Origin of the sequence: Nonomuraea sp. NPDC050202, assembly GCF_040656115.1 — a bacterium.
Taxonomy (GTDB): Bacteria; Actinomycetota; Actinomycetes; order Streptosporangiales; family Streptosporangiaceae; genus Nonomuraea.
Genome location: NZ_JBFALF010000054.1, coordinates 37,102 through 63,828 on the forward strand (window position 1 = coordinate 37,102; position 26,727 = coordinate 63,828).

At 69.7% G+C, this 26,727-nt stretch carries 21 protein-coding genes and 1 pseudogene; 18 read left to right on the forward strand and 4 right to left on the reverse strand.

The window, feature by feature from the left end; translation table 11 throughout:
• Position 1: 1 nt before the first annotated feature.
• From AB0I79_RS58010 to AB0I79_RS58040, 7 genes are read left to right on the forward strand one after another with little or no spacing between them, the layout of a single operon-like run.
• Positions 2 to 1,879, forward strand: coding sequence for a condensation domain-containing protein (locus tag AB0I79_RS58010; RefSeq protein ID WP_357893699.1), 1,878 nt, complete (start codon positions 2 to 4; stop codon positions 1,877 to 1,879).
• A 53-nt stretch (positions 1,880 to 1,932) separates the two neighbouring features.
• Complete coding sequence (locus tag AB0I79_RS58015) at positions 1,933 to 3,696, forward strand: acyl-CoA dehydrogenase (protein ID WP_357893700.1); 1,764 nt, start codon at positions 1,933 to 1,935, stop codon at positions 3,694 to 3,696.
• Between the two features lie 5 nt (positions 3,697 to 3,701).
• Complete coding sequence (locus AB0I79_RS58020) at positions 3,702 to 5,381, forward strand: acyl-CoA dehydrogenase (RefSeq protein ID WP_357893702.1); 1,680 nt, start codon at positions 3,702 to 3,704, stop codon at positions 5,379 to 5,381.
• A 26-nt stretch (positions 5,382 to 5,407) separates the two neighbouring features.
• Positions 5,408 to 6,145 carry a hypothetical protein gene (locus AB0I79_RS58025; RefSeq protein ID WP_357893703.1) on the forward strand — a complete coding sequence of 246 codons (738 nt, stop codon included), beginning with the start codon at positions 5,408 to 5,410 and terminating at the stop codon, positions 6,143 to 6,145.
• The gene (locus tag AB0I79_RS58030) at positions 6,145 to 8,013 is read left to right on the forward strand and encodes a thiamine pyrophosphate-dependent enzyme (protein ID WP_357893705.1); all 1,869 of its coding nucleotides are present in this window, start codon (positions 6,145 to 6,147) and stop codon (positions 8,011 to 8,013) included. Before AB0I79_RS58025 ends, AB0I79_RS58030 begins: the two co-directional genes overlap by 1 nt.
• Positions 8,006 to 8,986 (forward strand): BadF/BadG/BcrA/BcrD ATPase family protein, encoded by a 981-nt coding sequence (locus AB0I79_RS58035; protein ID WP_357893707.1) that lies wholly within the window; start codon positions 8,006 to 8,008, stop codon positions 8,984 to 8,986. Before AB0I79_RS58030 ends, AB0I79_RS58035 begins: the two co-directional genes overlap by 8 nt.
• Positions 8,983 to 10,332, forward strand: coding sequence for a hypothetical protein (locus tag AB0I79_RS58040; protein WP_357893709.1), 1,350 nt, complete (start codon positions 8,983 to 8,985; stop codon positions 10,330 to 10,332). Before AB0I79_RS58035 ends, AB0I79_RS58040 begins: the two co-directional genes overlap by 4 nt.
• A gap of 16 nt (positions 10,333 to 10,348) precedes the next feature.
• Here AB0I79_RS58040 and AB0I79_RS58045 read toward each other — a convergent pair whose 3' ends face one another.
• On the reverse strand, positions 10,349 to 11,755 hold the full coding sequence (locus tag AB0I79_RS58045) for a condensation domain-containing protein (protein ID WP_357893711.1): 1,407 nt from the start codon (positions 11,753 to 11,755) through the stop codon (positions 10,349 to 10,351).
• Between the two features lie 374 nt (positions 11,756 to 12,129).
• Here AB0I79_RS58045 and AB0I79_RS58050 point away from each other — a divergent pair, with 374 nt between their 5' ends.
• Positions 12,130 to 13,704: an ATP-binding cassette domain-containing protein gene (locus tag AB0I79_RS58050; RefSeq protein ID WP_357893713.1), complete on the forward strand. Its 1,575-nt coding sequence runs from the start codon at positions 12,130 to 12,132 to the stop codon at positions 13,702 to 13,704.
• Positions 13,705 to 13,736: 32 nt separating this feature from the next.
• Complete coding sequence (locus AB0I79_RS58055) at positions 13,737 to 15,491, forward strand: ABC transporter ATP-binding protein (RefSeq protein WP_357893715.1); 1,755 nt, start codon at positions 13,737 to 13,739, stop codon at positions 15,489 to 15,491.
• 1 nt (position 15,492) lies between these two features.
• Here the strand turns inward: AB0I79_RS58055 and AB0I79_RS58060 are convergent, their stop codons facing one another.
• The gene (locus AB0I79_RS58060) at positions 15,493 to 16,272 is read right to left on the reverse strand and encodes an inositol monophosphatase family protein (RefSeq protein WP_357893717.1); all 780 of its coding nucleotides are present in this window, start codon (positions 16,270 to 16,272) and stop codon (positions 15,493 to 15,495) included.
• A gap of 146 nt (positions 16,273 to 16,418) precedes the next feature.
• Here AB0I79_RS58060 and AB0I79_RS58065 point away from each other — a divergent pair, with 146 nt between their 5' ends.
• From AB0I79_RS58065 to aroB, 8 genes are all read left to right on the forward strand, one after another.
• A complete protein-coding gene (locus tag AB0I79_RS58065; protein ID WP_357893719.1) occupies positions 16,419 to 17,879 on the forward strand; it encodes an AMP-binding protein in 1,461 nt (486 codons plus the stop codon).
• 47 nt (positions 17,880 to 17,926) lie between these two features.
• Complete coding sequence (locus AB0I79_RS58070; RefSeq protein ID WP_357893721.1) at positions 17,927 to 19,033, forward strand: serine hydrolase domain-containing protein; 1,107 nt, start codon at positions 17,927 to 17,929, stop codon at positions 19,031 to 19,033.
• 17 nt (positions 19,034 to 19,050) lie between these two features.
• Positions 19,051 to 19,527 carry an NUDIX domain-containing protein gene (locus AB0I79_RS58075; RefSeq protein ID WP_357893723.1) on the forward strand — a complete coding sequence of 159 codons (477 nt, stop codon included), beginning with the start codon at positions 19,051 to 19,053 and terminating at the stop codon, positions 19,525 to 19,527.
• Positions 19,528 to 19,540: 13 nt separating this feature from the next.
• Positions 19,541 to 20,071, forward strand: coding sequence for an AAA family ATPase (locus AB0I79_RS58080; RefSeq protein ID WP_357893725.1), 531 nt, complete (start codon positions 19,541 to 19,543; stop codon positions 20,069 to 20,071).
• Positions 20,071 to 21,018, forward strand: a complete 948-nt coding sequence (locus AB0I79_RS58085) for a hypothetical protein (RefSeq protein ID WP_357893727.1) — start codon at positions 20,071 to 20,073, stop codon at positions 21,016 to 21,018. The genes AB0I79_RS58080 and AB0I79_RS58085 overlap by 1 nt, the downstream gene beginning before the upstream one ends.
• Entirely contained in the window at positions 21,015 to 22,079 is a 1,065-nt protein-coding gene (locus AB0I79_RS58090; protein ID WP_357893729.1) for a thiamine-phosphate kinase, read from the forward strand. The genes AB0I79_RS58085 and AB0I79_RS58090 overlap by 4 nt, the downstream gene beginning before the upstream one ends.
• A gap of 94 nt (positions 22,080 to 22,173) precedes the next feature.
• Positions 22,174 to 23,208: a glycosyltransferase family 9 protein gene (locus tag AB0I79_RS58095; protein WP_357893731.1), complete on the forward strand. Its 1,035-nt coding sequence runs from the start codon at positions 22,174 to 22,176 to the stop codon at positions 23,206 to 23,208.
• 58 nt (positions 23,209 to 23,266) lie between these two features.
• On the forward strand, positions 23,267 to 24,427 hold the full coding sequence (aroB, locus tag AB0I79_RS58100) for a 3-dehydroquinate synthase (RefSeq protein ID WP_357893733.1): 1,161 nt from the start codon (positions 23,267 to 23,269) through the stop codon (positions 24,425 to 24,427).
• A 206-nt stretch (positions 24,428 to 24,633) separates the two neighbouring features.
• On the opposite strand, the gene AB0I79_RS58105 is transcribed toward aroB, so the two are convergent.
• On the reverse strand, positions 24,634 to 25,011 hold the full coding sequence (locus tag AB0I79_RS58105) for a hypothetical protein (RefSeq protein ID WP_357893735.1): 378 nt from the start codon (positions 25,009 to 25,011) through the stop codon (positions 24,634 to 24,636).
• A pseudogene (locus tag AB0I79_RS58110) lies at positions 24,921 to 25,298 on the reverse strand (twin-arginine translocation signal domain-containing protein); the annotation flags it as partial. The pseudogene AB0I79_RS58110 and the gene AB0I79_RS58105, both read right to left, overlap by 91 nt.
• A 680-nt stretch (positions 25,299 to 25,978) precedes the next feature.
• Here AB0I79_RS58110 and AB0I79_RS58115 point away from each other — a divergent pair.
• Positions 25,979 to 26,727: carbohydrate-binding protein (locus tag AB0I79_RS58115; RefSeq protein ID WP_357893737.1), on the forward strand; the 749-nt coding region annotated here is incomplete at its 3' end.

The following is a 26,727-nucleotide window of genomic DNA, read 5'->3' on the forward strand; positions in this document are numbered from 1 at the left end:
CATGACCTCGGGCCGCCCGAGGCTAGGGCCCATCTGCTGGGCGCAGCACTGGCTCTGGCTGCTGGACAGCCAGCCCGATCGGCCGGCCGCCGCGCCCCTGCTCCTCCGCATTCGCATCCGTGTCCCGGCCGGTCTTCACCTGTCCGCCTTCCGCGAGGCGCTCGGCCGGTTGGTGGCGAACAATGAGGCCTTGCGGACGCTTTACCGGATCGGCGACGACGGCCTTCCCCAGCAGATCGTCCAGCCGAGCGCCGAGCCGGCCATCATCGTCGCCGACTCCGCCCCGGAAGCTCGCGACCTCGACGCGTACACTCCCGCCATCGACATCACCCGGGGGTCGGCCGCGTGCGCGGTGGTCCGCATCGAGGGTGACGTCGTCACCGCGGCGGTGCTCGTTGTGCACGCGGTGGTCGTGGACGGCTACGCGATGACGTTGCTGCGCAAGGAGTTCGAGGCGATCCTCTCGGGGACGCCCGCGGTGGTCGAGCGCCGCTGGCAACCTCTCGACCAAGCCCTCGCGGAGTCCTCCCAGCAGTGGCGCCAGGTGAACGACCGGGCTATGGAGCACTGGAAGCGGGGGCTCGCCGTCGGGCCGCATGCCAGTCTGCCCTTCTACTGGCAGTCTCCGCCGGAGTCGGTGAGCCTGAAGACGACGTTGTCGTCGAAGATTCTCGCCGGGCACGGCGAGCTCGCCGCCGCGAAGTACGAGACCACCCTGCCCGCGCTCCTGCAGACGCTGCTCGCCGTGCTGCTGTGCGGCTGGACGGGACACCTGACGTGCGCGATCGACTCGATCTTCACCAATCGCTGGCCTCGGCGCATGAGCACCAGCGTGGGACGGTACGCGGGCGGGGGGCGCGTCCCGTTCGACCTGCGCGGCCTGCCGACCTTCTCCCTGCTCGCGCGCCGATCGCTTGCCTCGCTGGTGACCTCCTACCGGCACGGCAAGTACGACGTCGGCGAGGTCACCATGATGGAGTCGCGAGAAGCCGCCCGCATCGGGGCGTGCTTCGCCTCCGCCGTGCTCTTCGAATACCACGACTACACCAAAAGCGCTGCGAGCAGGCGCGTGGAGGAGCCCCGCATCCACCAGACGCCCCTGGACTACCGCGTGGCCAACCTGCTGGTCGACGTCTTCCCGTCCGACGGGGACCTGTCGATCAGCCTCAGGGCTCCGACCGAGGTGCTCCCCGGCCCGGCCGCCCGGCGTTTCCTCGACCAGTTGCGCGGCCTGCTCTCCGTGGTGGCCGAGGAACCTGACCCGTCTCTGTCCGAACTCCTGGCCTCGGTGGATGTCCCCGCGCCGTGGAAGGGGCCCGGATGGGTCGCCATCAGAGATTCGTGGATCAAGCTAGAGGACGTGGCGCACCTCCTTCGCGACCATCCGCTGGTCTCCGCGGCCGCCGTCTTCCCCATCCCGTCCGGCCGGTTGCACGCGCACGTCGCCACCGCGACCGCCGGCCTGTCGATCGAGGAGCTGGACGGGCACATGCGCGCCGGGGTGAGCCACTACCCCACGACCATGCTCCCGCATGTCTACACCATCCACGCTTCGGCGCCGGAAGCCTCGCACGATGCCGCCGCGTGGGAAAGGCAGCCGCGGCTCGCCGCGGGCCCCGCGGTGCGGGCAGCCAGGAAGGAGCCCGAGGGAGCTGAGGAAACCTTCCTCGCCACGACGATCTCAGGCTTCAACCCCGAGCTCACGGTGGACATGTCCGCCTCGTACGCCGAGCTCGGCGGAGCCTTCCTCAAAGTGCCCGCGATCCTCACCCAGGTGAAGCGGGCCGGCTACACCGGGATCGCCTTCGGGGACCTGGTCGGCACAGCACCGCTGACGCAGGTCGCGGCCAAGCTCGTCAGATCCCGCACGGCCACGTGACGTGCCGTTGCCCGTGTGCGCCAGACAGCGTGCGAAGCCACACAGGAGGCGTCTTGCCCTACCTATGCCCGGGCCTGCTGAGCTCGGCCGAGCGCCCGGACCGGCCTGCGGCGCTGCTCGCGAACGACCTGGAGCGCCTGCTCGGAGATCCGGACGATCCCTCCTCTCCCTTCTCCTATGCCCGGTGCCTGGAACTGGACAGGCGTGAGGCGTTTCCCTCAGAGATGTGCGACGAGCTCGACCGCATGGGAGTACAGCGTTTCTACGTGCCGCGGGCCTACGGCGGCGCGCTGGTCAGCTTCGAGCAGCTCTCGGCACTTGTCAGAGTTCTGGCCAGGCGAGATCTCACCCTGGCGATCGGGCATGCCAAGACCTTCCTTGGCGCGGCACCGCTGTGGGTCGCCGGCGATCCCGGGCCGGCCGCCCGCCTGGCCGAGGCGATCCTGGCCGGTGCCCGCGTGTCGCTGGGGCTGACGGAGCGGGAGCACGGAGGCGACCTCGCCGCGACCGAGACCCGGGCCGTCCGGGACCGCGGCGGATACCGCATCAGCGGCGAGAAGTGGCTGATCAACAATGCGACGCGTGGCCGGATGATCACCCTGCTCGCCGGCACCGACCAGGCCCTGAGCCTGTTCCTGCTCGACAAACGCGCGCTGGAGCCGGAGGAGTACCGGTGCCTGCCGAAGATCCGAACACATGGCATCCGCGGCGCGGACATCAGCGGCATCGAGCTGTCGGGCGCCCGGGTTCCGCAGGATGCGCTGATCGGTACGCCGGGTGCGGGACTGCCCATCCTCGTCAAAGCGCTCCAGCTCACCAGAACCGGGTGCCTTGCGCTCTCCTTGGGGGCCCTGGACCAGGCGATCGAGCTGGCCACCCGCTTCGCCCGCGAGCGGATCCTGTACGGCCGCCCCCTGGCCGAGCTTCCGGCCGTCCGGCTCCGGCTGGGACAGGCGTACGCGACGCTGTTCGTCGCCGAAGCGGTCAACATCACCGCCACCCGGTGTGTGCACGTCCTGCCGGACGAGCTGAGCGTGGTCTCGGCCGTCGCCAAGGCCGTCGTTCCCTCGCTGGCGGAGGACTGCCTCGACTCGCTGGGAGAACTGCTCGGCATCCGCTCCTTCCTCGCCGAGGGACGCTTGCAGAAGGTGGAGCGCGACCATCGCATCGTCGGCATCTTCGACGGGAGCACCTTCGTCAACCGTTCCGTGCTCATCAACCAGTTCGGGCGTCTGGCCCGCTCGTTCCACCGAGGCAGGGCGGATCAGCAGAGGCTGCGGCAGCTGTTCCGTATCGGCGGGAAGCTTCCGCCGTTCGACGCGGCCAGGCTCGGCGTGGTCTCGCGCAACGGCTGCGGCGTCGTGCAGTCGATCCCCCAAGCCGTGGAGGCCGTCACCGCGCTCGCGGCCGAAGGCCGCGCACCTGATGCCCTGGCCGTTCTGGCCAGGGCGCTCCTGATCGAGGTGCAGCAGGTGCACGAGCAGCTGGCGGCCAGGAACTGGCCGCAGCTCGACCGCCCACCCGAGGCTTTCCATCTCGCTCAGCGCTACGAGCTGTGCTTCGCCGCGGCGGCCTGCCTTCACTTGTGGGTCCACAACCGCACGCGGGTCGCCTCAGGTCTGTGGGACGAGGCCGCGTGGCTCACCGCCTGCCTTGGTTTCCTGCTCGCGCGGCTGCGCCCGGACAGTGTCACGGCGACGCGCCACGCCGACGAGGCGATGATCGCCCTCTACGAGCGGGTCGAGCGCGCCCGGCCGTCCGGTCCCCTCTCGATCGTCCCTATCCACGGCGAAGCTCCTGCCCGCGGAAGGGGATGAGAGTCATGCCCGCTGAGTCGTTCCATCCGCTGCTGGGCGACCCGCTCGACCCTGTGGAGCCCTTCGGCCACGCCTCGATCCTGGACGCCGACGAACGGGAGGAGATCTTCGCGGCGGGTGAGCGTTTTCTCGACCGGCACGCGCTCCTGGCCGAGCTTGTCCCCGCCGAGCTGGGAGGACGCCTGGTCAGCTTCGAGCGGCTGATCGTCACGATGCGCTCGGTGGCCAGGCACGACATGGCGCTCTGGCTGTCCTATTTCGGCAGCGCGTTCATCGGCTCGACCAACGTGTGGGCCGCGGGCACCCCCGGGCAGCGCCGGACGGTCGCCGGGCTGCTGCTGCGCAACGGCAAGCTCGCCGTCGCCTATCACGAGCTGGAGCACGGAACGGATCTTCTCCGGGTCGGGTTCAACGCGCTGCCGTCCGGAGACGGCTGGATCATGAACGGGCGCAAGGAAGTGATCGCGAACGTGGATCGCGCCGAGAAGACCGTGCTCTTCGCCCGTACGGACCCGCAGCCCGGCCTGTGGAGCCATTCGCAGTTCCTCATCGACAACGCGGCAGCGGTGCGTGAGGGGATGCGGTACTTGCCGCGCTTTCACACCTCAGGCATGCGCGGCGTGCGACTGACCGGCGTCGAGCTCGCAGGGTGCCCGGTTCCCGGCGACTGCGTGCTCGGTGCTCCAGGCGGCGGTGTCGATACGGTCTTGCGGTCGTTCCCCATCACGCGGGTCGTCATCTCAGGAACGGCCGTGGCGAGCCTGGATACGGGCCTGCGTCTCGCGCTGCGCTTCGCCCTCGACCGGCGGCGAGGTCCTGGTCGCGTAGCCGATCTCGCGGTCACCAGGCGGCTGCTCTGCGATACCTTCATCGACCTGTTGGTCTGCGACGCCATCGCCTCGGTGGCGGCGCGGGCGCTCCAGATCACGCCCGCCGAGTCGCATCTGTACTCCGCGGCGGTGAAGTTCCTCGTACCGCGCCTGGCCATGGATGCGATGCGGCGGCTGTCCACACTCCTCGGCGCCCACTTCTACCTGCGTGAGGGGCCGCATGCCCTTTTCCAGAAACATCTCAGGGATCTCGCGCCCGCGGTCTTCGGGCACCTGCCGCGGGCTGCCTGCCAGTCGTTGCTGCTCCCGTACCTGCCCAGGCTCGCCCGTCACGCCTGGGCGGCACCGGAAGACCCGGACAGCGCGCTCTTCCGGCTACGAGAGGATCTGCCCTCCTTCCCTCTGGGCAAGCTGCCTCCCGCCGCTGCGCGAAGGGACCCTCTCATCGCCGCGTTAACGCTCACACAGCAGCGGCTGCGTGGGACGGAGCTGGCCGGGCTGGTGGACGCGCTGGCCGGCGAGCTGGCGGCGCTGCGGCGCGAGTGCGCGGCCATGCGGCCGCATCGGCTCACCGTCACCGCCGACACCGCCGCGCTGGCGACCACCTCCAGGTACGCGGCGCTTTTGGCGGCCAGCGCGTGTCTCAACATCTGGTGGCACCACCGGGCCGCGGACGTCTTCGTCGGTGATCCCCGCTGGGTGGCCGCCGCCTTACGCCGGCTGCTGGCCGGTGTGCCGCGGCACGGGCTGTTGCTGGGCGAGCGGGGTGATCACACCCCCTGGCTGTACGCGGAGCTCGTACGGCGGTTCGAAGAAGGGCGGTCGTTCGATCTTTCAGACCAGCCGCTCAGGTGACCTGGAATTTCCTGAAGGGCGCTTTCATGCATGACCAGACCAACGACCCGTCCCCCGTCCCGGCCTCCGACTGCCCATTGTGCCGCTCCATCGCCGGAGAGAGCGAGGTCCCGCTCGACTACCCATGGGTGCGCACGGCGCGGGCATGCGTGCTCCCGGCCTTGGGGCATCTGGACGTCGGGCACATGCTCGTGTGCACGAATGATCACGTCCCCAGCCTCGGCGCGGCGGACCGCGACACGGCCCGCGCGGTCGTCGACCTGTCGGCCGTGGTGATCGAGCGCATCAGGACCAGGCTGGGACACAAGTGCTTCATCTTCGAGCACGGCTTCCGCAAGGACCGCTCCGCCTCGCATGACGACTGCTCCATCAACCACGTCCACATTCACGTGACGGCGCTGCGGCCCGAGGTCGTGGCGATGGCCGCGGGCCTTGTCAGCGGCTTCATCCCCGTCGCCGACGAGGAGATGCACCTCGCCATCTCCTCGCGCGAGGAGTATCTCCTCGCGCGGATCGGGGACTCGGCCGACTGGCGCGTCTCTCCCGAGGGCTACTCGGCCCGCAGCCGGCACTTCCTCAAAGCGCTGGACACCGCGATGGGCGGCCACCATCGCTGGGATGAGGCGGTCGTCGATACCCGCCACCTCATCGCAGAGAGCAAGCGCCTGCTCTTCCCCGAAGCACCACCGCGACAGACGCCTGCGCCCGGCCTGCTCATCAGCGTGACGGGCCCAGCATCCCCCTTGGAGGACTCGTGCCAGTAGTGAGTCGCCCTCTGACCTCGGAGCTCGAAGAGATCGCGAGCGGCATGCGCGCCTTCTGTTTCAGGGCGAACAAGCATCCCGGAGGCTCCCTGTCGTCAGTCGACGCGCTGACCGCGCTCTTCTTCGGCTCCCCGGCTCGCCTGGGCATGCTGCCCCCGGGCGAGCGCGACCATTTCGTCCATTCCAAGGGCCACGCCGCCGCGCCGATGTTCTTCGCGCTGTGGGCGCACGGCTTCTACGACGATCTGTCCATCGAGGAGCTCGCCGAGTTCGGCGAGCTCCATCACCCCGTTCCGCGGATGCCGCGCCGGGACCTGGCACGGGGAGTCGAGATGAGCACCGGCTCCCTCGGCCAGGGGCTCTCCTTCGGCTGCGGCCTGGCTCTCGCCGACCGCTCGGCCGGGCGCGATCTGACGAGCTACGTGCTGCTCGGCGACGGCGAGTGCTCGGAGGGCCAGGTTTGGGAGGCGGCGATGACGGCGCACCGGCTGGAGCTGCGCAACATCGTGGCGCTCCTGGACGCCAACGGCTCCGGAAGCTGCGTCAAGCTCGACCGGCAGGAGTGGGCGGGCCGCTGGCGCGGCTTCGGCTGGGAGGCCCTGGAGGTGGACGGGCATGACATGGCCGCCTTGGTGGAGGCTCTGGAACACGCCCACACCGTGGAGCGCCCGGCGGCCCTGGTGCTGCACACCGTCAAGGGGCGGGGCCTGCATCGGGAGGTCGAGGGGACCAACACCCTCAGCAGCGAGGCCGCTTCCCGGCACCTCCCGGACGTGGACCTGTCCGCCTCCGCGACAGCGGCGCTGAAGATCGTCCGGCGGTATCACCCCGTTCCGGCCTCCCCCGAGCACCCGCTGCCCGAGGCGCCGGCCGGCCGCGCGGCCTTTCTGTCCGGGATGAGCGGCAGGACGGCCGGCGAGAGCGTGGTGACGAAGCAGATCGGCGGCGAGCTGGCCGAGGAGCTGCGCGAGGCGAGCACCTTGTTCGCCTCACCGGACGCGATCCGCAACTCCGGCATCCTGCCGTGGATGACCGTCGTCGGCTCGTGGAGCTGGCACAACCCGGACAGCAATGTCCTGGAACTCGGTATCGCCGAACAGGACGCCGCCTCCTTGCTGGCCGGTGCCGCCGCCAACGGCATGCGCCCGCTGCTCTTCTCGATGGAGGGCTTCTATTGGCGCATGCTGGACCAGATCCGCCAGTCGGCGTGTTTCATGGGGCTGCCCATTGTCTTCGTCGGCACCTCCGGAGGAGTCGGGGACCTGCTCGGGCCCATGGTGCAGTCCGACACGCTCCTGCTGGCCCTGGATGCGATGGAGGGGCTGGACCTCCTTGAAGCGGCCGACGCCAACACCGCCAAGATCCTCTTCGCCGAGGCTCTCTCCAGTGGGCGGCCCACCTACCTGAGGCTGCCGCACGAGGCCGTGCCGCAGCGCTCGACTCTCGAGGAGCTGGCACGCCGGGACCTGTCGAAGGGATACCTGGTGCACCGCGACGCCGAGGCGCCGGACGTGGTCGTCCTCACGGCGGGAGCGCTGCGGGAGACGGCCCTCGACGTGGCGGACCGGCTGGGCGAGGCGGGCTGGAGCTGCAGGGTCGCCGAGGTGATCGCGGCGCGGAGGTTCGATCGGCTGGGCGACGGTGACAGAGCGGCTCTGTTCCCGCCGGAAAGCATCGCGTGCACGATCCACAACGCGCCCTCGGCGTTCCTCGGCAGGCGTGCTCCCGCAGGCGCCGTGCGTTTCGGCGCCGACGGCCCTGGACTGTGCGGGAAGTCGCTCACCGAGCTGTACCGCGCCTCCGGGCTGGACGCCGCCACGATCACACGCGAGCTGCTCGGAAAGCTTGCCGGTGACCGGGATGCCTAGGGACGTTCTCATCGAGGGCGGCGGCTCGCGCACGTGGGCGTGGATGGACGGCTCACCGGTGAGGGCCCGTTCGTCCTGCACCAACCCGCGCTCGGTCGGCGAGCGAGCCTCCGTCGCCCACCTCACCGCCCTCGCCCGGACGATCGCGCTGCGCGGCGCGGACGCGGTCCGCGTCGTGGCCGCCCATGGCGCTGCCGCCACCCAGAGGGAGTGCGACGCCTTCGCGCGGCTCCTCGACGACGCCTTCCGCGGAGCCGGGCTGACGGTGACGGCCATGCTGGTGACCAACGACATCGTCCCCCTCCTGGTGCGGAAGGGACTGGGGGGCTGCGTTCTCGCCGTCGTCGCGGGCACCGGAACCGGCTTCGCCGCGCGGCGGGGCTCAAGGTCCTGGGCGCGCACTTCCGGACTCGAGTACCTCCTGTCCGACGAGGGAGGTGGCTTCGACCTCGGCCTGCGTGGGCTGCGAGCCGCGGTCAAGGCGCTGGATGGCCGCGGCCCGCGCACCGGCCTGCTCACCGCGGTCCAGGACTGGGCCGGCGCCGGGAAGGACGAGCTGCGCCCTGTCCTGTTCGGCAAGGTCTACGGCGAGGCGGCCAAGCTCCAGGTCGCCGGCTTCGCCGAGCGGGTGATGAGCGCGGCCTCGGCCGGAGACGAGGTGGCCACGCAGCTGGTGAACGACGCACAGCAGGAACTGGTCGTGGGAGCGGTCGCCGCGGCCCGGCAGGCCGGCATCGGCGAGGAGGAGTGTGACGTGGTGCTCTCCGGCTCGCTGCTGGCCCAATGGCCGTGGTTCGGGGAAGCCGTACTCGGCGGCATTCGAGCCGAAGTCCGCGTCGCGGACGCCACCGTCGCCCCCACCGGCGACCCTCTGCCGGGGATGATCCGGCTTTCGAGGCTCTGGGACGAGGGGTTCCTGCGCGGCACGTCACTGGGCCCCATCCCCTGCTCGCAGACGGGGGTGACCCCATGAGGTCGAAGGACTCCACCACGGACGGTTGGCGGGGACTTCCAGGACCGCGCTGGTCGGAGCGGGAGATCCTGTCCGTCGTCCTCCGGCTGGCGGCATCCGGGGCTCTCGCCTCGACCACGCTCATCGGATTCGACACGCGGGCGGGCTCGCGGGAGCTGGCCCGGCTGGCGGCGACCTTGCTGCGGCAGCGGGGACTGCGGGTCGGGCTCGCGCAGGAGTACACCCCCACGCCCGCCGTCGGCCGCTTCGCGCACCGCCACGACTGGGTCGCCGCCTCGCTCACCTTCACCGCCAGCCACAACCCCCCGGGGACGATCGGGCTGAAGTTCCGCTCCGGCGACGGCTACACCCCGCCATCCCAGGACCTCCCCGACGCCGACGTGAACGTCCTGGACCTGCTGGAGAGCCTCGGCACCTCGTCCCAGCCCCCACCCGACCCGCTCGATCCGACCGCCGACTACGCCGCTACCGTGGGGACGGCGCTGAGCCGGACACTCGCCGATTTCGACGGGCAGGTGGTGCTCGACTGCGCGTACGGAGCCGTGGGACCGGTGGCGGCGCGGATCGGCGGGCTGCGAGTGGCCAGAAAGCTTCCCCTCCCGTTCTTTTCCGGGATCACTCCTGATCCCATGCTCCAGACCGACATGGAGCAGATCTCCACCGTCCTGCTCGGGCGGTCCCGCTCACCTGAGCGGACGGTGGTGGCCATGACCGACGGCGACGGTGACAGGCTCGCCCTGTTCACCCGGCGGTCGGGATACATCAACAGCTCCGAGCTGGCAGCCGTGCTGCTGACCTCCGCTGGCTCTCCCCATGTGCTCATCACCACCTCGGTGGCGCCCTCGCTCGCCGCCACGGCCGCCGAAGCCGCCGGCGTCGGCGTCGTCTATGCCGCGGTCGGGTTCAAGAACGTCGTCGCCGCGTGGAAGGAGTCGGGACGCCCTTCCGCGATCGGGCTGGAGCCCAACGGCGGGATCGCGCGGGCCGGCTCCGCCACCGACTACTTCGAGCGGGACGCGCTGGCCGCCCTCACCCTGGCGCTCAGGGCCACCGGGTCGGTGGACGGGCTCGACCGGGCCGTCGCCCTGGTGCGGGCTCTGGTGCCCTTCCGGCAGCGACAGCACAACGTGGCCGCCGATCCCGAGGTGGTGGCGGCGGCCGTACGGACCGTGCTGCCCGGCTGGACGGAGCGGCGGGCTCTGGACGCGACGGTCTTCACCGACGCCGGCGTGGGCGGCCGCGTCGCCCTCAGGCAGTCGGGTACCGAGCCGCTGACCAGGCTCTACATGGAGCTGCCCGCGCATCTGACCGACTCGCTGCGGGCGTTGCTGCCGGCGGCCGGCTGAGAGGCGCGGGCCGGTGTCATACCAGAGCTGTGAAGGAGCCGCAGGTCGCGTCGGGGTTCTCGCTCATGCGGCGGATCACGCGGGCGAACGCGTCGAGCAACGCTGTCCTGCTGTCCACAAGGACGTTCTCATAAGACGCGCTCTCCTGAGACGCGCTCTCCGAGAGCACGGTCGCGCCGGGGAAGCTGAGGGACAGCAGCACGGCGTCTCCTTCCTCGCTCACGCGCAACGTCGGCCACGGCCTCGGCAGGTCACGATGCTCGATGGAGATCGCGTGGGCGGGCTGGCCGGCGAAGTCGCGCGCCGCCTCGGCCGGGGAGGGCTCCACGTCGAGATGGAGCCATGCATGGCCGTCCGGCCCGATGACGGTGCCGCGGTCCAGCTTCCCGGCCAGCTCACGCAGCGACTGCCCGGCTTCGACGGTCACGTGCAGGAACGCGGTCCGTTCGAAGGACCCGACCGAGTCCGCCCATGGCGCGGGGCGGTCGCTCACGGAGATCGACAGAGCGGGGGAATCGCTCCCGCCCAGGCGGTGCGAGACGAGCAGGGCCGCGACGGCGCAGAGCGAACGCAGATCCCCTCCGAGGGCACGCGCGGCGTGATGAACCTCGGCCTTCGGCAGCCGTCTTTGCAGGATCTGCTCGACCCCACCCTGCTCGATGCCGGCACCGGACGCGGGCGACACCTGGAGGGTACGGAGGAAGGCACTGTACGGCTCCGCCGGCCGGGGCCAGACCGGCGGCCCGCCCTTCCGTCGGGCCCCGTAGGCGAACGCCAAGTCGCGCACGAGGATCCGCATCGACTCCGGGTCGCACACCGGGCGCGCAACGATGACGACGAGGGTCGAGCGCGTCTCCCGTGGCGCGAACAGCACGCGTACGTGCGGCGCGGTGTTCAGGTCGAGCGGAACGGCGGACTCCCGGCGGATCCATGCGGCCACGTGCTGCGGCGTCAAATGCGTCCCGGAGAGCACGCTGACAGGTGGCTCCAGCGAGTTCCTCAGCGCCGCCGGCCGTGCGATGGGATGACCCTCATAGCGCACCCGCAGGCTTTCATGCCTGTTGACCAGATCGTTGACGGCCAAGCGCAGCACATCCGGCTCAAGAGCCCCCTCGACCTCCAGGTGCCACAGGTTGTGGGGCGCGGCTGTCCGCACGCGCCCGCTCCGCTGGACGGGCGCGTCCTCACTTCGCAGCTGGCGGTGTACGAGCCCGGCGACGCCTCGGAAGGTCTCCAACGCGAAAACATCCCGCGCGGAGAACGTCCATCCGTGCCGCTCGGCCGCCAGAGCGGCCAGGCGCGTCGCCTGGAGCGAATCACCGCCGCGCGCGAAGAAACTGTCGTCCGGCGCGCATTCCACGCCCAGAATTTCCCGACCGAGAAGCAGAAAAGAATCGAGTACGAATTCCGCGGAAACCGGCACCGGCAGCTCCTCCCTGCACGTCGACACAGGCCACGTTAGAGGCCGGTAATAATCAACGTCAATACCGTTCTAGATGACATTTTTATTAGCGATCCGATGGGATGACATTGGCAGCTCGTATCGCTCTCTTTTCGCGTTTTGCGGCCGAGCGACTGCGCCTTCTCCGCCTGACCGGCGCCGGAGGGCCGACCCTCGCCATTGTCGTGCCCGCCGCGTACGTGCTCGCCGCCTGCCTGCCGACGGCCAGGGCCATGGCCGCCGGGTTCTTCGTCTCGGCCGCCGGCCAGGGGGGAGAGCCCGGACCGCTGCTTGCAGGGGTGGCGGCGCTCACCCTGGCGCTGATCTCCGGCCAGGCGAGCGAGATCGGCCGTACCGTGGCGGGCGACGTGTTGCGCCGTCGCATCGACGGCCGCATCCGGGGCACGGTTCGCGCGAGCGCGCTCGCCCCTGACGGTATCGAGCACCTGGAGGACCCGGCGTTCCACGAGGACGCCGTGCGCGCCTCCGACGAGGGTCATGGCGCCGGTCGCGCCAGGTCGGCGGGAGCGGCGGTCGTCGGTCAGATCACCCTGCTGTTCAGGTTCCTCTCCGCCCTGCTCCCGGCGCTGCCGCTGGCCGCGCTGTCGCCTGCGCACGCGTGCGCGCTTCTGGTCATCGCTATGGTGACCAGGGCGCGCATTCGCCGCCAGTGGGTTTTCATCGTCGAGACGATGGACCGGTCGGCCCCCGCCAGGCGGGAGCTGGCCTACTGGTCGGATCTGACCACCGGGCCGACCGCAAAGGAGGTCCGCCTCTTCGGTCTCGCGGACTGGATCGTGAACAGGTTGAGAGGGCTCGGCGTGCGCGGGTCCGGGCCCGGCTGGCGGGAGCTGAACCAGGTGCTCGGCAGCCAGTGGGTCAACGTGACGCTGCTGCTCGCGGGGGCGGGTCTGGCGCTGGCCGTTCCCGCGGTCGCGGCGGCGCACCAGCACATTGAGCCGGGCGAGCTCATCACGTTCGCCCTGTGCGGCCTGACCGTGCTCGGCCTCGCGACCACCGGCAACGAAGCGTTCGACATCGAGTACGGCCAGGCCGCCGTCAAGGCGGCCGATCGGCTGGCCGAGCGGCAGGGTGGGGCCCTCACCGTGCGCGAGCGCCGGACGCCGCGCAACCGGCCGGAATCACCACCGCTGGTGTGCTTCGAGCAGGTCTCCTTCGCTTATGCGCGAACGAACGGGTTCATTCTCCGGGATTTCTCCCTGGTGCTGAATCCCGGTGAGACCGTGGGCCTTGTCGGTCGCAACGGGGTCGGTAAGACCACGTTCATCAAGTTGCTGGCCCGGCTCTACCGGCCGACCCGGGGAAATATCACCGTGGATGGCGTCGATCTCGACGAGCTGGACGCGAAAGAATGGCGCCGGAATCTCGCCCTGGTGTTTCAGGATTATGTGCGTTATCCGCTGAGCCTGGGAGAGAACATCCGCTTGTCGGCCCCGGAGACCGCCGGCGATCCGGCCGAGCTGGTGGCGGCGCTCACGGCCGCGGGCGGCGCCTCCCTCCTGACCCGGCTCCCGGAGGGAGTGCGGAGCTCCTTGTGGCAGGAGGGCCGCGACGGGACGGACTTCTCGGGCGGCCAGTGGCAGCGCGTCGCCCTCGCCCGCGCGCTGTACGCGGTCGCCCACGGGCGCGGCATCCTCGTCCTGGACGAGCCGACCGCCCATCTCGACATCCATGCGGAGGACGCCTTCTACGACCGTTTGCGTGCCGCTGCTCCTGGCGCCAGCAAGATCCTGATCTCTCACCGGCTCTCCACCGTGCGCAGGGCCGACCGCATCGTCCTGCTTGACGGCGGCCGGATCACCGAGGAGGGCTCCCATGACGAGCTCATGGCGCAGGGCGGCGACTATGCGCGGATGTTCGCGCTGCAGGCCGCCCGCTTCCGCGGCCCGGCCTGCGAGGGGAGGAACTGACCGTGCTGCCCCGGGCAACCGTCCTCATGCACATGTTCCTGTTGACCTTGCGCACCGACAGGCGCACCACGCTCGTCCTGCTGTCGATCACTTTGGCGCAGGCGGGCCTGATCCCCGTGACCGCGCTGAGCCAGCGCTGGCTCGTGGACCAGGCCATCGCGGGCGACCGTTGGGGCCTCGCCTGGACCGTCGCTGTGGGAGCGGCCGCCTTCGGCGTGACGGCTTTGGGCCAGCGCGTGAGATTCAGCCTGCAGCTCTACCTGACCGAGCGGGTCAAGCTTCGTCTGGGCCGGGACCTTCAGCGGCTCGACGCGGGGATGCCGACCCTAGGTCACCTACGGGATCCCGAATATCTGGACAGGCTGACCAGCGTGCGCCAGGGCTCCTGGGCCCTGGCCGAGTCCTTCTGGGCCGCGGTCGCCGCCGGTGCGGCGGCGCTGAGCCTGATCGTGAGCGTGTGGTTGCTGTTCGACGTCAATCCCGCGCTCGTTCTTGTGGTGCTGTTCGCCGTACCACTGATGATCGCCACCCGCAGAGCCGGCAAGGTCGTGCGGGCGGCCAGGGATGCGTGCTCCCAGGACATCCGGCTGGAGCAGCGCCTGCACGAGCTGTGCTTCGCGGAGGAGCCGGCGAAGGAGCTCAGGAGCTCCTGCGCGGGAGTGGTCCTGCACGGGCGAGCGCTCGCCCTGTGGGACCGGATCGTCCGGGCGGAGGCCCGCGGCAGGCTGGCCGGCGCGGCGTGGGAGCTGGGCGGCTGGTGCGTCTACGCGGCCGGCGTCTTCGGCGCGATGTGGCTCGTCGGCCTCGCGATCATCCGGGGCGAGGCCACGATCGGCGACGGCGTCCTCGTGCTGTCGCTGGCCGGTCAGCTGCAGACCCAGCTCGGGCACGTCATCAGGACCGCGGGCCAGCTGGCCGACGCGGGACATGCCGGCGAGCACTACCGTTGGCTGACGTCCTACGCCGAACGGCGCCGCCGCGGCGGAGAGCCGGCTTCTTCGCGGCTCACCGAGGGCATCGCTCTGCACGGGGTTTCCTTCCGCTACCCCGGTGCCGACCGCGACGCGCTGAGCGACGTCGACCTCGTCCTGGCCGCGGGCACGACGGTGGCGATCGTCGGAGCCAACGGCGCGGGCAAGAGTACCTTGGTCCAGCTGCTGACCGGCATGGAAGCGCCGACTGAGGGCGTCATCACCGTCGATGGGCGACCCCTGGAGTCGATCGATCACGACTCCTGGCGTGCCCGCGTCTCCGCCGCCTACCAGGACTTCGCGCGTTTCCGGTTCCGCGTCTTCGAAACGGTCGGCGCCGGCGACCTGTCACGAATGCGCGATGCCGCCGCGGTCGGCTCGGCCGTCGCGGAGGCCGGGGCGAAGAGCGAGGTGGCGAAGCTGCCCGACGGGATGCGGACCCGGTTGGGCTCGGAGTTCGGCGGGGTGGAGCTGTCGGGCGGGCAGTGGCAGAAGCTCGCCGTCGCCCGCTCGGCGATGCGGACTCAGCCGCTCCTTCTGGTGCTGGACGAGCCCAGCGCCGCCCTTGACCCGCATGCCGAGCACCTGCTCTACGAGCATTTCGCCCATCGCTCCTCCCACGGCGCGGCCCCCATGGGAGCCATCGTCGTCCTGGTGTCGCACCGGTTCTCCACCGTACGGCTGGCGGACCTCATCGTCGTCCTGTCCGAAGGCCGAATCACCGAGATGGGAACCCATGACGAGCTCATGCGCCATGACGGTCAGTACGCCGCCTTCTACACCGTGCAGGAGCGGGCGTATCGGCAGCGAAGCTGAGTCACGCCCCCGCCAGCGCCCTGGCGGCGGCGCCGATCGGGCCAAGCCGGCTCTCGGAGGCAGCCGCGATCCACCCCGTCGTCCAAGGCAACACGGGATCGATGAGGCTGCCGCCCTGAAGGTCGGTCACCGCTCCGCCGCTTTCTCGCACGAGCAGCGCCCCCGCGGCGTAGTCCCACAGCGCTGCGGGCCGGCCTCCGGTGTGGAGGTAGCAGGCGGCCTCGGCTCGGTTCGCGGCGATCAGCCCCATCTTCAGGCTGGAGGTCGGCACCCCCGTCACGGGCGCCGACGACCCGGCCCCGCGCATCAGTCGCTCGATGTCGGTGGAGATGCCGGGGCTGCAAACCACGCCGGTCAGCCGCGCCAGCGAGTCCGGCAGGCTTCCGTGGAGCGCGACGCCGCCGCCACGCGCGGCGGACATGCGAAAGCCCAGGCGCGGAAAATCCACGACGGCTTCGACGACGGAGTCGCCGGCGATCCGCGCGACGCAGACCGCGAACAGCGGCGATCCGGCGGCCAGCGCCTTCGTCCCGTCCACCGGGTCGACGACCAGGTAGTCCCCGCGTACCGATTCCAGAAGGAGAGGAGTGGATTCCTCGCTGACGATGGGAAGACCCGGATAGGCCGTGGCGAGCGCCTTCTGCAGGAGGCGGTCGATCCGCAGGTCCCAAGCGGTGGTGAGCTCTCCGCCCGCGCTGACGGAGCCTGCACCGCCGGGGCCGGAGAGAATCTTCCGGAATTCCTGCACCAAGCTTCCGAGAATCGCATCCAATTCGCGCACCGACTCCTCCTGAACGAGTTGCTGTGCCCATTTCGCATACCATTTTCCGTTCCGGCGGAGCGGAATTGAAGTCTTGACGCCGCCCACGGAAAACAAATACTTTTGTTGCCGAGCTTCCCGGGTACACCCGAATAATCGGAGACGGAATGAGGCCAGCGCAATTCCATGCCACCGAGTGCCGGCGATTGCTGCGGCTCGCCCGGTCGGACGGCGGCCGGCCGCTCCTGAGCAGTGCCGGCCCCGACGGCGTCTGGACCACTATGTCCGCCGCCGAGCTGACTCAGTGCGTCGTCGCGACCGTGGAGGCGGCGCTGGAGACCGGCGCCGCCTCCAAGCGGCTGGCGCTGGTGGCGCTGCCCAACGGAGAGGCGTTCATCCGAGCGATCCTCGCCTCGTGGTGGCTGGGCCTCACTCCCGTCATCGTGCCGCCCGAGGCCACCACCGCCGAGCTCGACAGGCTCCTGTCCGGAGCGGGTATCGACGCTTCGCGGACCTATCCCATGTGCGGGGACGTCCTGACCGCACCACCCGCGGCCGGCCTGCCCGAGCGCGCACCCGAGCCACAGCCCGGCTGGTACCTGCCCTCGGGCGGCAGCACCGGGCTCCCTGCCCTGATCCCCGTGCCGCAGCCGCCCGGATTCGTGCAGCACTCGACCCGCCTGCTGATGTCGGCGACCGGCTGGACACCGGACGGCACGCAGCTGGTCTGCGGGCCCCTGTCACACACCGCTCCCTTCACCACCACCCTGGCGGGGCTGGTGGCGGGCGCGCACGTGGTCCTGCTCGATCGCTTCACCTCCTCCGCCATCGCCTCCGCCGTCGCCCGCTGGCCGCCCACCTGGTGCCAGCTGACCCCCCACCAGATGGCGCTCATCGACGCCGAGGAATCGCTCGCCAAGGACTTCTGCGCGCGGCTGCACGGCATGTTCCACTCCGCCGCGCCATGCCCCGCGCAGGTCAAGAGGAGGTGGATCGACCGGCTCGGTCCTGAGCGCGTCTACGAGGTCTACGGCGCCACGCAGATGGTCGGCACCACTGTGTGCGGCGGGCGAGAATGGCTGGACAGGCCCGGCACCGTGGGCCGTCCCGCGCCGCACAACGAGGTCGTCGTCCTCGGCGAGGACTCCTCGCCGCTCCCCCCGTACGGGGTGGGTGAGGTCTTCTTCCGCAGCAGCGCCACGACGTCCGCCGCGCCCGGCTCGCTCGACCACCTGCGTGCGGGGCCGGACGGGTTCTTCAGCGTCGGCGATCTCGGTTACCTCGACGACGACGGATACCTCTTCCTCACCAGCAGGCTGAACGACGTCATCATCGTTGGCGGCGCCAACGTCAGCGCCCGTGAGGTGGAGGCTGTGCTCCTGGAACGCGAGGACGTCAGGGAAGCCCTGGTCGTCGGCCGGGAGGACCCGGTCCTGGACCAGGTGGTGCACGCGATCGTCGTGCCCGCCGACCCGGCGCGCCCGCCGGCGGAGGGGGCGTTGCTGGCGCATTGCCGTGAACGGCTCTCGCCGTACAAGGTCCCGCTCACGATCGAGTACACCGCTGAGCTGGCCCGCTCGCACGCCGGCAAGATCGAGCTGTTCCGATACCGGGGGGACGGCGAATGAGCGGCGGGTTCACCCGCACCATGGAGGCTCTCGCCGAGGGCCCCCACGTGCCGGGCATCACCGGAGCGCAGCTCTACGCCGCGGTCGGCGGGCAGCAGGAGGTGAACGTCGCCGTGGGGCACGCCTGTGAGGGCAGGCCGATGCAGCCCGGCACCCTCCTGCGCTGGCTGTGCTGCAGCAAGCCCCTGACGTTGCTGGCCGCGATCGGACTTCTCGCCGATCACGACATCGCCGTCACCTCGCGGGTCGGCTCCGTGCTGCCCGAGTACGGCCGGGCGGGTAAGCAGGAGGTCACTTTCGAGCACCTGCTCACCCACACAGTGCCTTACCACAGCTGGGGGGTGCGCTACCTGGGGCCTGACACCGGGCCGACCGCCGACGACGTCGTCCTATACCACCTGCCGGCGCAAGAGGCCTTCCTGCGGATCTGCGCGGAGCCGCTCAGCGCTGCTCCGGGCTCACAGGTCGTCTACACCTCCCACGCCTCCTGGCACGTTCTGGCGGAGCTCATCCGGCGGCTCACCGGAAGGCCTTTCGACGAGGTCGTCAAGGAGCGGGTGATGGCGCCTTTGGGGATGGAGTCGTCCTGGCCGGTGACCGACCGCTCGATCCACGCGCGGCACGAGCCTCGCTTCGGCTACATGTACCACTGCCGGGGCAACGTGGCGAGGCTGGAGCCGTTCGAGAAGAAGCCCTTCCTGGTGACCGAGCGGTCGGCCGGATCCAGCGCTCGCGGGACCGCCCGTGACCTGGCGGCGCCCATGCAGTGCATTCTCAACGACGGCGCCGGCAAGCACGGCCGGGTCATCAGCGCCGACCTCGCCCGCGCACTCACCCGCCACCGCAGGCTCGGATTGCCCGATGGCATGTTCGGCGGATTCGACGCCGCGTGGGGGTGGGGACTGTGCACCGATCCGCTCGTCTTCGGCCTGCCACCCGACACCTGTGTGGTGGGGCACACGGGTTATCGCTCATCGTTCACATTCGCCGACCTCGACCGTAGGGTGGTCGTTTCTTATATCGCGAACAGCCGCTACAACAGCACGGTGGACCGCCCCCGAAAATGGAAGGTCGTAAAAGCGTTGTATCAGGATCTGGGGCTCGCCGGCGCCGACAGCTTCGGCCCTCCGCGACAACTTTGGCAGCCCCGTTAGAGACGATGACGGAGAACATGTACAAGCCTTCGGTGCGGGTCCTGTTGTTCGATCGGCTCGACCATTTCCTGCTCCTTCGCGTACGGGATCCCGCCAGAGACGACGCCGCGGAGATCTGGCTCCCGCCGGGGGGCATCGTCGAGCCGGGCGAGACTCTGGCGCAGGCCGCGGCGCGCGAGACCATGGAAGAGACGGGAATCCCCATCGGCGAGGTGGGGCCGCTCCTCGCGACGCGCGAGGTCTCCTTCGAGTTCGCTGGCTCCTTGCATCACAGGAAGGAGCTCTTCGTCAGCGCGATCGCCGCCAGCACGACCGTCCACTTCGGCGGGCAGGACGAGCTGGAGCGCCGGGCGACCCGAGGCTACCGATGGTTCGCCACCCCGTCGGAGCTGGACGAAGTCAGCGGCAGCACCGCCCCGCCGCATCTGCGCATGCTCATCGAGCGCGCGCTCAGCGGGCGGTTCACCCCCGGGGCCCCCTTGCGTCTCACCTGATCGAAAGGAAGTCATGGGACTGTACATCGTCGTGAACGGGCTGCCGGGGTCGGGGAAGAGCACCCTGGCAGCTCCCCTCGCGCGGCGCCTCGGGTTGCCGTTGATCTCGAAGGACACGATCAAGGACGCTTTCCTCGCCGAATTCGGGCCGCGCGCCGGCGAATGGACGAAGGTTCTCGGCAGGGCGAGCATAGCGGCCATGTACGCGGTCGCCATGGAATGCGACCGCGCCGTCCTTGACAGCTTCTTCTCCAGGCAGTACGCCCCGGCGGATCTGAGCAAACTGCCGGGTGACCTGCTCGAGATCTACTGCCGCTGTCCCCTGGACGTGGCCCGGCGACGGTATGCGGAGCGCAGCTCCAGACGGCACGAAGGACACGACGAGCCGGATCTGGACGCCGCCTTCCTGCGATGGCAGGCCGACGGCGACGACCGGCCCCTCGGCATATCCCCGGTGCTCGACGTGGACACCTCGGGCCGGGTGAACCTGGAGGAGGTGGCCGAGTGGATCATCACCCACAGCGGGTCGCGGAGGCTCGGGTGATGCCGGCCCCTTCGACGTTCATCGCGATCAGCGGCCACAGCAAGGACGTCACCATCTACGCGCCGGAGCGGGCGGGTCTGCGGCCGTTCAAGCATGACAGGGGGCTCGCGACCGAACGAACCTGCCCGTTCTGTCCAGGATCTGCCGAGCTTCCAGAGCCCTTCGACGTCGTGCTCCTGGAGAACAAGTTCCCGTCACTGTCCACCGACACCGACTGGGGCACACCGCAGGAGAACAGGCTCTTGCCCGGATACGGCAAGCAGGACGTCTTTCTCTACAGCCCCGACCATCACCGTAGGCTCCACGACACGCCTGTCAGCAACGTGGCGGCACTCCTCACTCTGCTGGGAGAGCGGGTCGCCGGCTACTACCGCGATGAGCGGATCCAGCACGCCTTCGCCTTCGAGGTCTCCGGTGGCGTCTTCGGGCCCACCATCGAGCACCCCCACGGGCAGGTCTTCGGCCTCCCGCTGATCCCCCCGGGGGTACGGCTCGTACCGGACGGCCCCTGCCTCACCTGCGAAGAGATCAGGCAGGCCGCGACCGAGGGACGCCTTGTCGCCCGAGACGAGCTGGTGAGCGTCTACGTGCCGCTGACCGCCCGCGCCCCGCTGGAGCTGTGGGTCGTGCCGAACGCGCATGCGCCCGACCTGTGGATGATGCCAGACCACCAGGTGACGGCCATCGCCGCGGCGCTCAGCCGGACGATGCGGGCCTTCGCCTCGTTCGGCTGGCCCGACTTCTCCTACATGATCGCCTACCGGCACGCGCCGAGACCACGGCAGTCCGGCTGGCATTTCAGGATCGAGGTATGCCCGGCGCACCGGCTCAACGGCGCCCACAAATACTTCGGGGCGATGGAGATAGCGCTTGGTGTTTTCCTCATGCCCACGGATCCCCGCTCTGCCGCAACGTTATTGAGGAATCGATGGGATGACATCGCATGACCGGAGCAGTGGCACCACAACCACAGAAGCTGGATGAGTGGGTCTTCCAGACCATCCCCGCCCTCCTGCCCCAGAACGGCCTGCTGCGGCCGGGGCTGGACGACTGCGCCTACATTCCCCTGGGCGAGGGAGGCATGGTGATCTCCACCGACTTCGTCAACGCCAGCCCCGCCTTCGTGGAGCTCGGCATCGACGCCGACCTGCCGTACGAGCTCGGCTATCTGGCCGCCACAGCTTCGTTGTCGGACGTGTTCTGCTCGGGCGCCCACCCTAGCGGGCTGGCACTGGGCTACATGGCCCCGCCCAGCGACATCCCTGATGAGCTTCCCCGGTTTCTCATCGGCGCCGCGGCGGCGTGCGCGCCCTGGGGGGTGCCCATCGTCGGCGGCGACAGTAAGGGATCGCGTTCGTCGAGGGTCGCCTCCTCGACCGGCTTCGGGTGGGTGCCGCGCGAGCAGGGCTACCTGGCGAGGTGGAACGCGCGGCCGGGGCAGAAGATCCTGCTCAGCGGGCCACTAGGCGGATTCAACGCCGCAGTGGTCCTCCGGCGTTTCGGTTCCGGCGGGCGGAACCCGGCTGCGGTCAGGGACGCCATCCTCAGGCCCGTACTGCGTCCGGGACTGGCACTCCATGTGGCCGGCTCCGGGGGTGGTGCGGGCATTGACATCTCCGACGGCCTGGCCAGCGACGCTTCCCGCGTCGCCGAGACCTCCGGCGTGGCCCTGCTGATCGACGTCGCCGCTCTCCCCCTGCATCCTCTGACCTCGGAGGCCGCACCCCTCCTCGGGGTGTCGCCGGCAGCGTTCGCGTTCGGAACCGGCGGCGAATGGCAGCATCTGATCACCGTCGCTCCCGAGGCGCTGGACGGAGCGCTGGCCGCAGGAGGGATCCTCGTCGGCGAGGTCACCGACGGCCCGGCCGGCGTCTATGTGACGACGCGGAGCGGCGGCCGGACCGCGGTCGCCCCGTTGGGACACTCCGACGGCGTCTACGCCGGCTTCCCCGAGGAGATCTGTGACCTCGTGCGCCGGGCCCACCGGAGCCTGATGTCTCATGTCTGAGCCCCTCCCCTACCGCGGCGAGGATCTGAAGCGGCCCCACATCGGGGTCGTCTTCGCCGACTCCATCGGTGACTTCGCCGTCGCCAGCGTAGTGATGCGCGATCTGCGGGACCGGTTCGGCCCCTGCGTGATCGACTACTTCGGCGGCCCGCGCACGCGTGAACTGGAGGCGGCCTCTCCACTGGTGGACGCCCGGTTCGAGCTCTTCTCTCGCGACGATCCCGTGCTGGTGGACGAGAGGTTGGGAGCCTTCCTGGCTGAACGCGGCGCCTATGACGTCGTGATCAATCTTGACGCGGACCCCCGCGCCGCGGCCGCTGCCGCGCGGGCAAAGCCGCGCTTCTTCGTGGGCAGGTGCATGGATGCGGACCTCTGCCGGACCCTTCCCTTTCCTGAGGGCCCCGTCGAAGGTCTGCACAAGGAGAACTGGGCCGCAGAGGACCTCCTCTCCCGCTATCCCGTGCTGCGGACGCAGCACATCAGCGAGATCTGGTCACGCCTGTCCTACCTCCGGCCAGGAGACCTGAGGCCGGTTCTGCCGCAGGAGGCGCCGCCCGTCCCCGTCCCTGACGTCCTCATCGGGACGGGCGCAACGCGCTCGGCCAAGGTGTGGGACGCGGCCGGCTGGCTGGAAGTGGTGGATTGGTGCCAGGGGCGCGGCCTCACGGTCGGCCTCCTGGGCGCCGACGCTTCCTCCCAGGAGCGGTACTACAACTGCGCCGAGGTCGACGCGCAACTGCTGCGCAGCACAGGGGTTACCGACCTGCGCGGCCGTCTGACGCTGCCGCAAGTGGTGGGCGCGCTTGCGGGCGCCTCCCTGTGCGTGAGCATCGACAACGGCATCATGCACCTGGCCGTGGGAGCCGGCGTGCCCACCGTCGCGTTGTTCGGCGGCAGCGCCTGGCGCGTGTGGGCGCAGCCCGTCGTCGGTCTCCACGTCGTCCTGCCGGCCACGGAGGCGCGATGCGACCTGTGCATGAAGAACCGGTACCGCAACAGCGACTGCCTCATCGAACACAAGGTCTGCATGGCGGGCATCTCCGCGCATGCCGTCATCCGGGCCGCCCGTGACGCGCTGGACGGGAATCGTGCCGAAGCGGCCATCTCGTGGCGGGACGGCGCCGCCTGAGTCCTCGATTCCAGTTCGTTGCCCTCGTTTCCCCGCAGAGCAGGAGATCTCTCGCGCCATGAATCAGCTTGCCAACAGCTCGGAACCGTGTGGGGCGCACCAGCGCGTGATCGAGTGTGCGATCAGACGGGACGACCACTATCGTGTCCACGTCACCCGATCCGATGACGTCGCACTCGGCCACCTGCTGTCAGCGATCGACGGTCGCGATGCCGCAATCATCACCGACGACGAGGTCCGCCATCTCCACGCGGAACCCCTGGCTGCTCGGCTCTCCCAGCACGGCGTGAACACCACGCTCACCTCCTTTCCCCCTGGCGAGGCCAACAAGAGCTGGCGCACCGCGGCGGCACTCCTGGACTGGCTGGCCAGCAGTCGGTTCAGGCGCCGCGACGTGGTGATCGCTGTGGGCGGCGGCGTGGTGACCGACACCGCAGGCTGGATAGCGGCCAGCTACATGCGCGGAGTTCCTTACGTCAACGTGCCCACCACCCTGCTCGCGCAGGTCGACGCCGCACTCGGTGGAAAGGTCGCCATCGACCACCCTTCGGCCAAGAACTTGATCGGCGCCTTCTACCAGCCCAAGGCCGTCATCTCGAATGTCGCCTACCTGCGCACCCTCGGGTTGCGTCAGATCAGATCGGGGCTAGCGGAGGCCGTCAAGAAGGGGGTCATCGCCTCCCCGGAACTCTTCACCCTGATCGAAGAAGGCCACGCGGACATTCTCGACGGCTCCCCCCGGATACTCGAAGAGCTCGTCTGGACGGCCAGCGTGGTCAAGTGCGAGCTGGTCGGCCGCGATCCGTACGAGGAGGATCTGCACCGCCACCTGAACTTCGGTCACACCGTCGGCCACGCATTGGAGACGGCCACAGGCTACGGTGAGCTTCTGCACGGCGAAGCCGTGGCCCTGGGCATGGCGGTGGCCTCGCTGATCGCCGAGACCCGTGGCCTCCTGGCTGCACACGCCCGGGAGCGCATCGTCGGCCTGCTGCGCCGCGTGGGCCTCCCCACGTGCCTTGACGAGCTGGCCGTCCAGACCTGGCCCGCGGACGTGCTCGCCGCTCTCGGGCAGATTCGCAAGATCAGGGACGGGAACCTGCGCTTCGTCCTGCCACTCAAGATCGGCAAGGCCGTGGTCGTGGACGACGTCACTGACGCCGAGATCCGCTCGGCCCTGCTGGCAACAGCGCCCACATCGAGCAACCGGTGGAGGTGATCCTCGGAAGGACCCTGGTGCTCCGTCCACGACCTCGCCGCCGCCTCGCGCCCAGGTGCCGGGCGCGCTCGTGGCCTGCCCACCCCGCCGACACCTGTGCCGTGGCAACACCACGCCTACGACATCCACGGAACGCCCTTGCAGCTCAGGAGAGCCCGCTCGTGCTGGTGCCCGATGTGGTGGAGCACAGCGCCGGAAACCTGCGGTCAGGCAGCGGCGGCATCGAGGGGCCCGAACGCGGGTTCCGGCCAGGAGGGCACGGCCATGAGCTTGCCGTTCCAGATCGACCACTGCCACGCCTCGGTGGGGATCGTGGACAGCAACGGGTACGTGGTGGTCTGGTCGCCCTTGAGGTAGGGGGTCAGGTCCTCGAACAGCCGGTCGATGGCCTTGGCCGCATCGGGGATGTGGTCCTCCATGATCCAGCGGGGGATCGTGATGATGTCGGCCACATCGCCGGCCGCGAGCAGCGGCGGGATCTTGTCGAGGATGGTCATGCCGTCGATGAACTGGAACTCCAGCGTCGCGCCGAGGTCGGTGTTGACGGCGTCGTAGAAGGAGTTCTCGCCAAGCGCCGGCGGCAACGGGCTCCACGTGGGGACCTGCACCTTGTAGTGCCCGCCCTTGCCGGCTTGGTCGTGACGGCGTCGATCGGCGGCATCGGATACGTGAGAAAGCCGTTGCGTCCGTAGACCGGGACACCGGCGATGTCCGGCTTGATGGCCACCGGGTTCTGCCCCAGCTTGGGCACGAGCGCGGTGAGCTTGTCCACGGCCTCGGCCGTGGCCGTTCCCGGCTTCTGCCCTGCAGGCGGGGAACAAGCAGCTGCCAGGGCAGTGAGGCCGGCGAGGCCGAGGAAGCCCCGCCGGGTGGTCGCGCCCTAGCGAGACGATGCCACGGCGCGCTCCTTCCTGAGGCGTGAGAGGCTGTCGCTCAGCTAGAGTTTGTTTTTTACCTAAATAAACTACGCCGAGGCGTCAAGGTTGCAAAGCTCTGTGAGCGTGCACAGTAACGCACAAGCCGCGACCCGGGAAGGGCCAAGGCGCTGCCCTCGGAAAACGGGAGCCTTGTAACAAGCACGTAACGGGCATTGACGCCTGGAAAGCCCTATCCCACTCTGTGAACGCTCCCAGAGTGCATGACTTCGTGCCGCCCGCATCGTTCCGTCTGGAAGGGCCACATGGGTAATCCACCGCACGACCTGCAGCCCGCGACAAGGACCAGGACCCTGTCACGCGCCTCGCGCCCCGCCGGCCGCGCCGCACATGCCATGAAATTTTCACGCGCCAGGCCCTCGTCGATTCGCGACAAGGCCGGGGAACGCCCGGCGGCGTTGACGAGATCAGTGAGCCATGATCACCTGGCCGACGGCGCGTTGCGGCCGGAACGCCGCATTTCCCGCCCCGCGACCGTCACCACCCTCCGACCCTGAACTGCGCTCTCGTGACGCGGCATCAAAGACAGCTCACCAGCCATGACGGGTGGGCGAGGTCGCCTGACCTGCGTGTTCGGCCGGCTCGGAGTCATCGGCCCTACCTCTTGGAGTTCCTCATGCGCTTATCCAGACCACGTACTGCCCTGCTGTCGGCCGGCATCGCGTTCATGCTGGCCGCCGCCGGTGTCGTCACGGCCGCGGGCACGTCCGCGGCGGCGACCCGTTACGAGGCGGAGACCGCGCCGGCCACCTGCGACGGGCTCATCGAGTCCAACCATGCCGGCTACTCGGGCAGTGGATTCTGCAACGGCACCAACGCGGCCGGCGCGGCGGCGCAGTTCACCGTCTCCGCATCGGCGGCCGGCGCGGCCACCATCACCATCCGGTACGCCAACGGCGCCACCACGGGCCGTCCCGCCGACGTGCTGATCAACGGAACGGTCGCGCACGCGGCCGGCACCTTCGACCCCACCGGCACCTGGACGAGCTGGGGCAGCAAGACGCTGGCAGTGTCGCTGAACGCGGGCGACAACATCATCCGATTGAGCCCGACCACCGCCGACGGCCTGCCCAACATCGACTATCTGGAGGCCGACCAGGGCGGCCCGAACCCGACCGGCCGGCAGATGGAGGATCTCGACCGCGGCCTGATCAGCGTGCGTTCGGGCAGCGGCAACCTGGTGTCCTGGCGGCTGCTGGGCACCGAGAGTGCGAGCACCGGCTTCAACCTCTACCGGGGCTCGGCCAAGCTGAACGCCTCGCCGCTCACTGGCGCCACCAACTACCTGGACAACGGCGCGCCGGCTGACGCCTCCTACACCGTCCGCGCGGTCGTGAACGGCGTGGAGCAGGCCGCGTCCGAGCT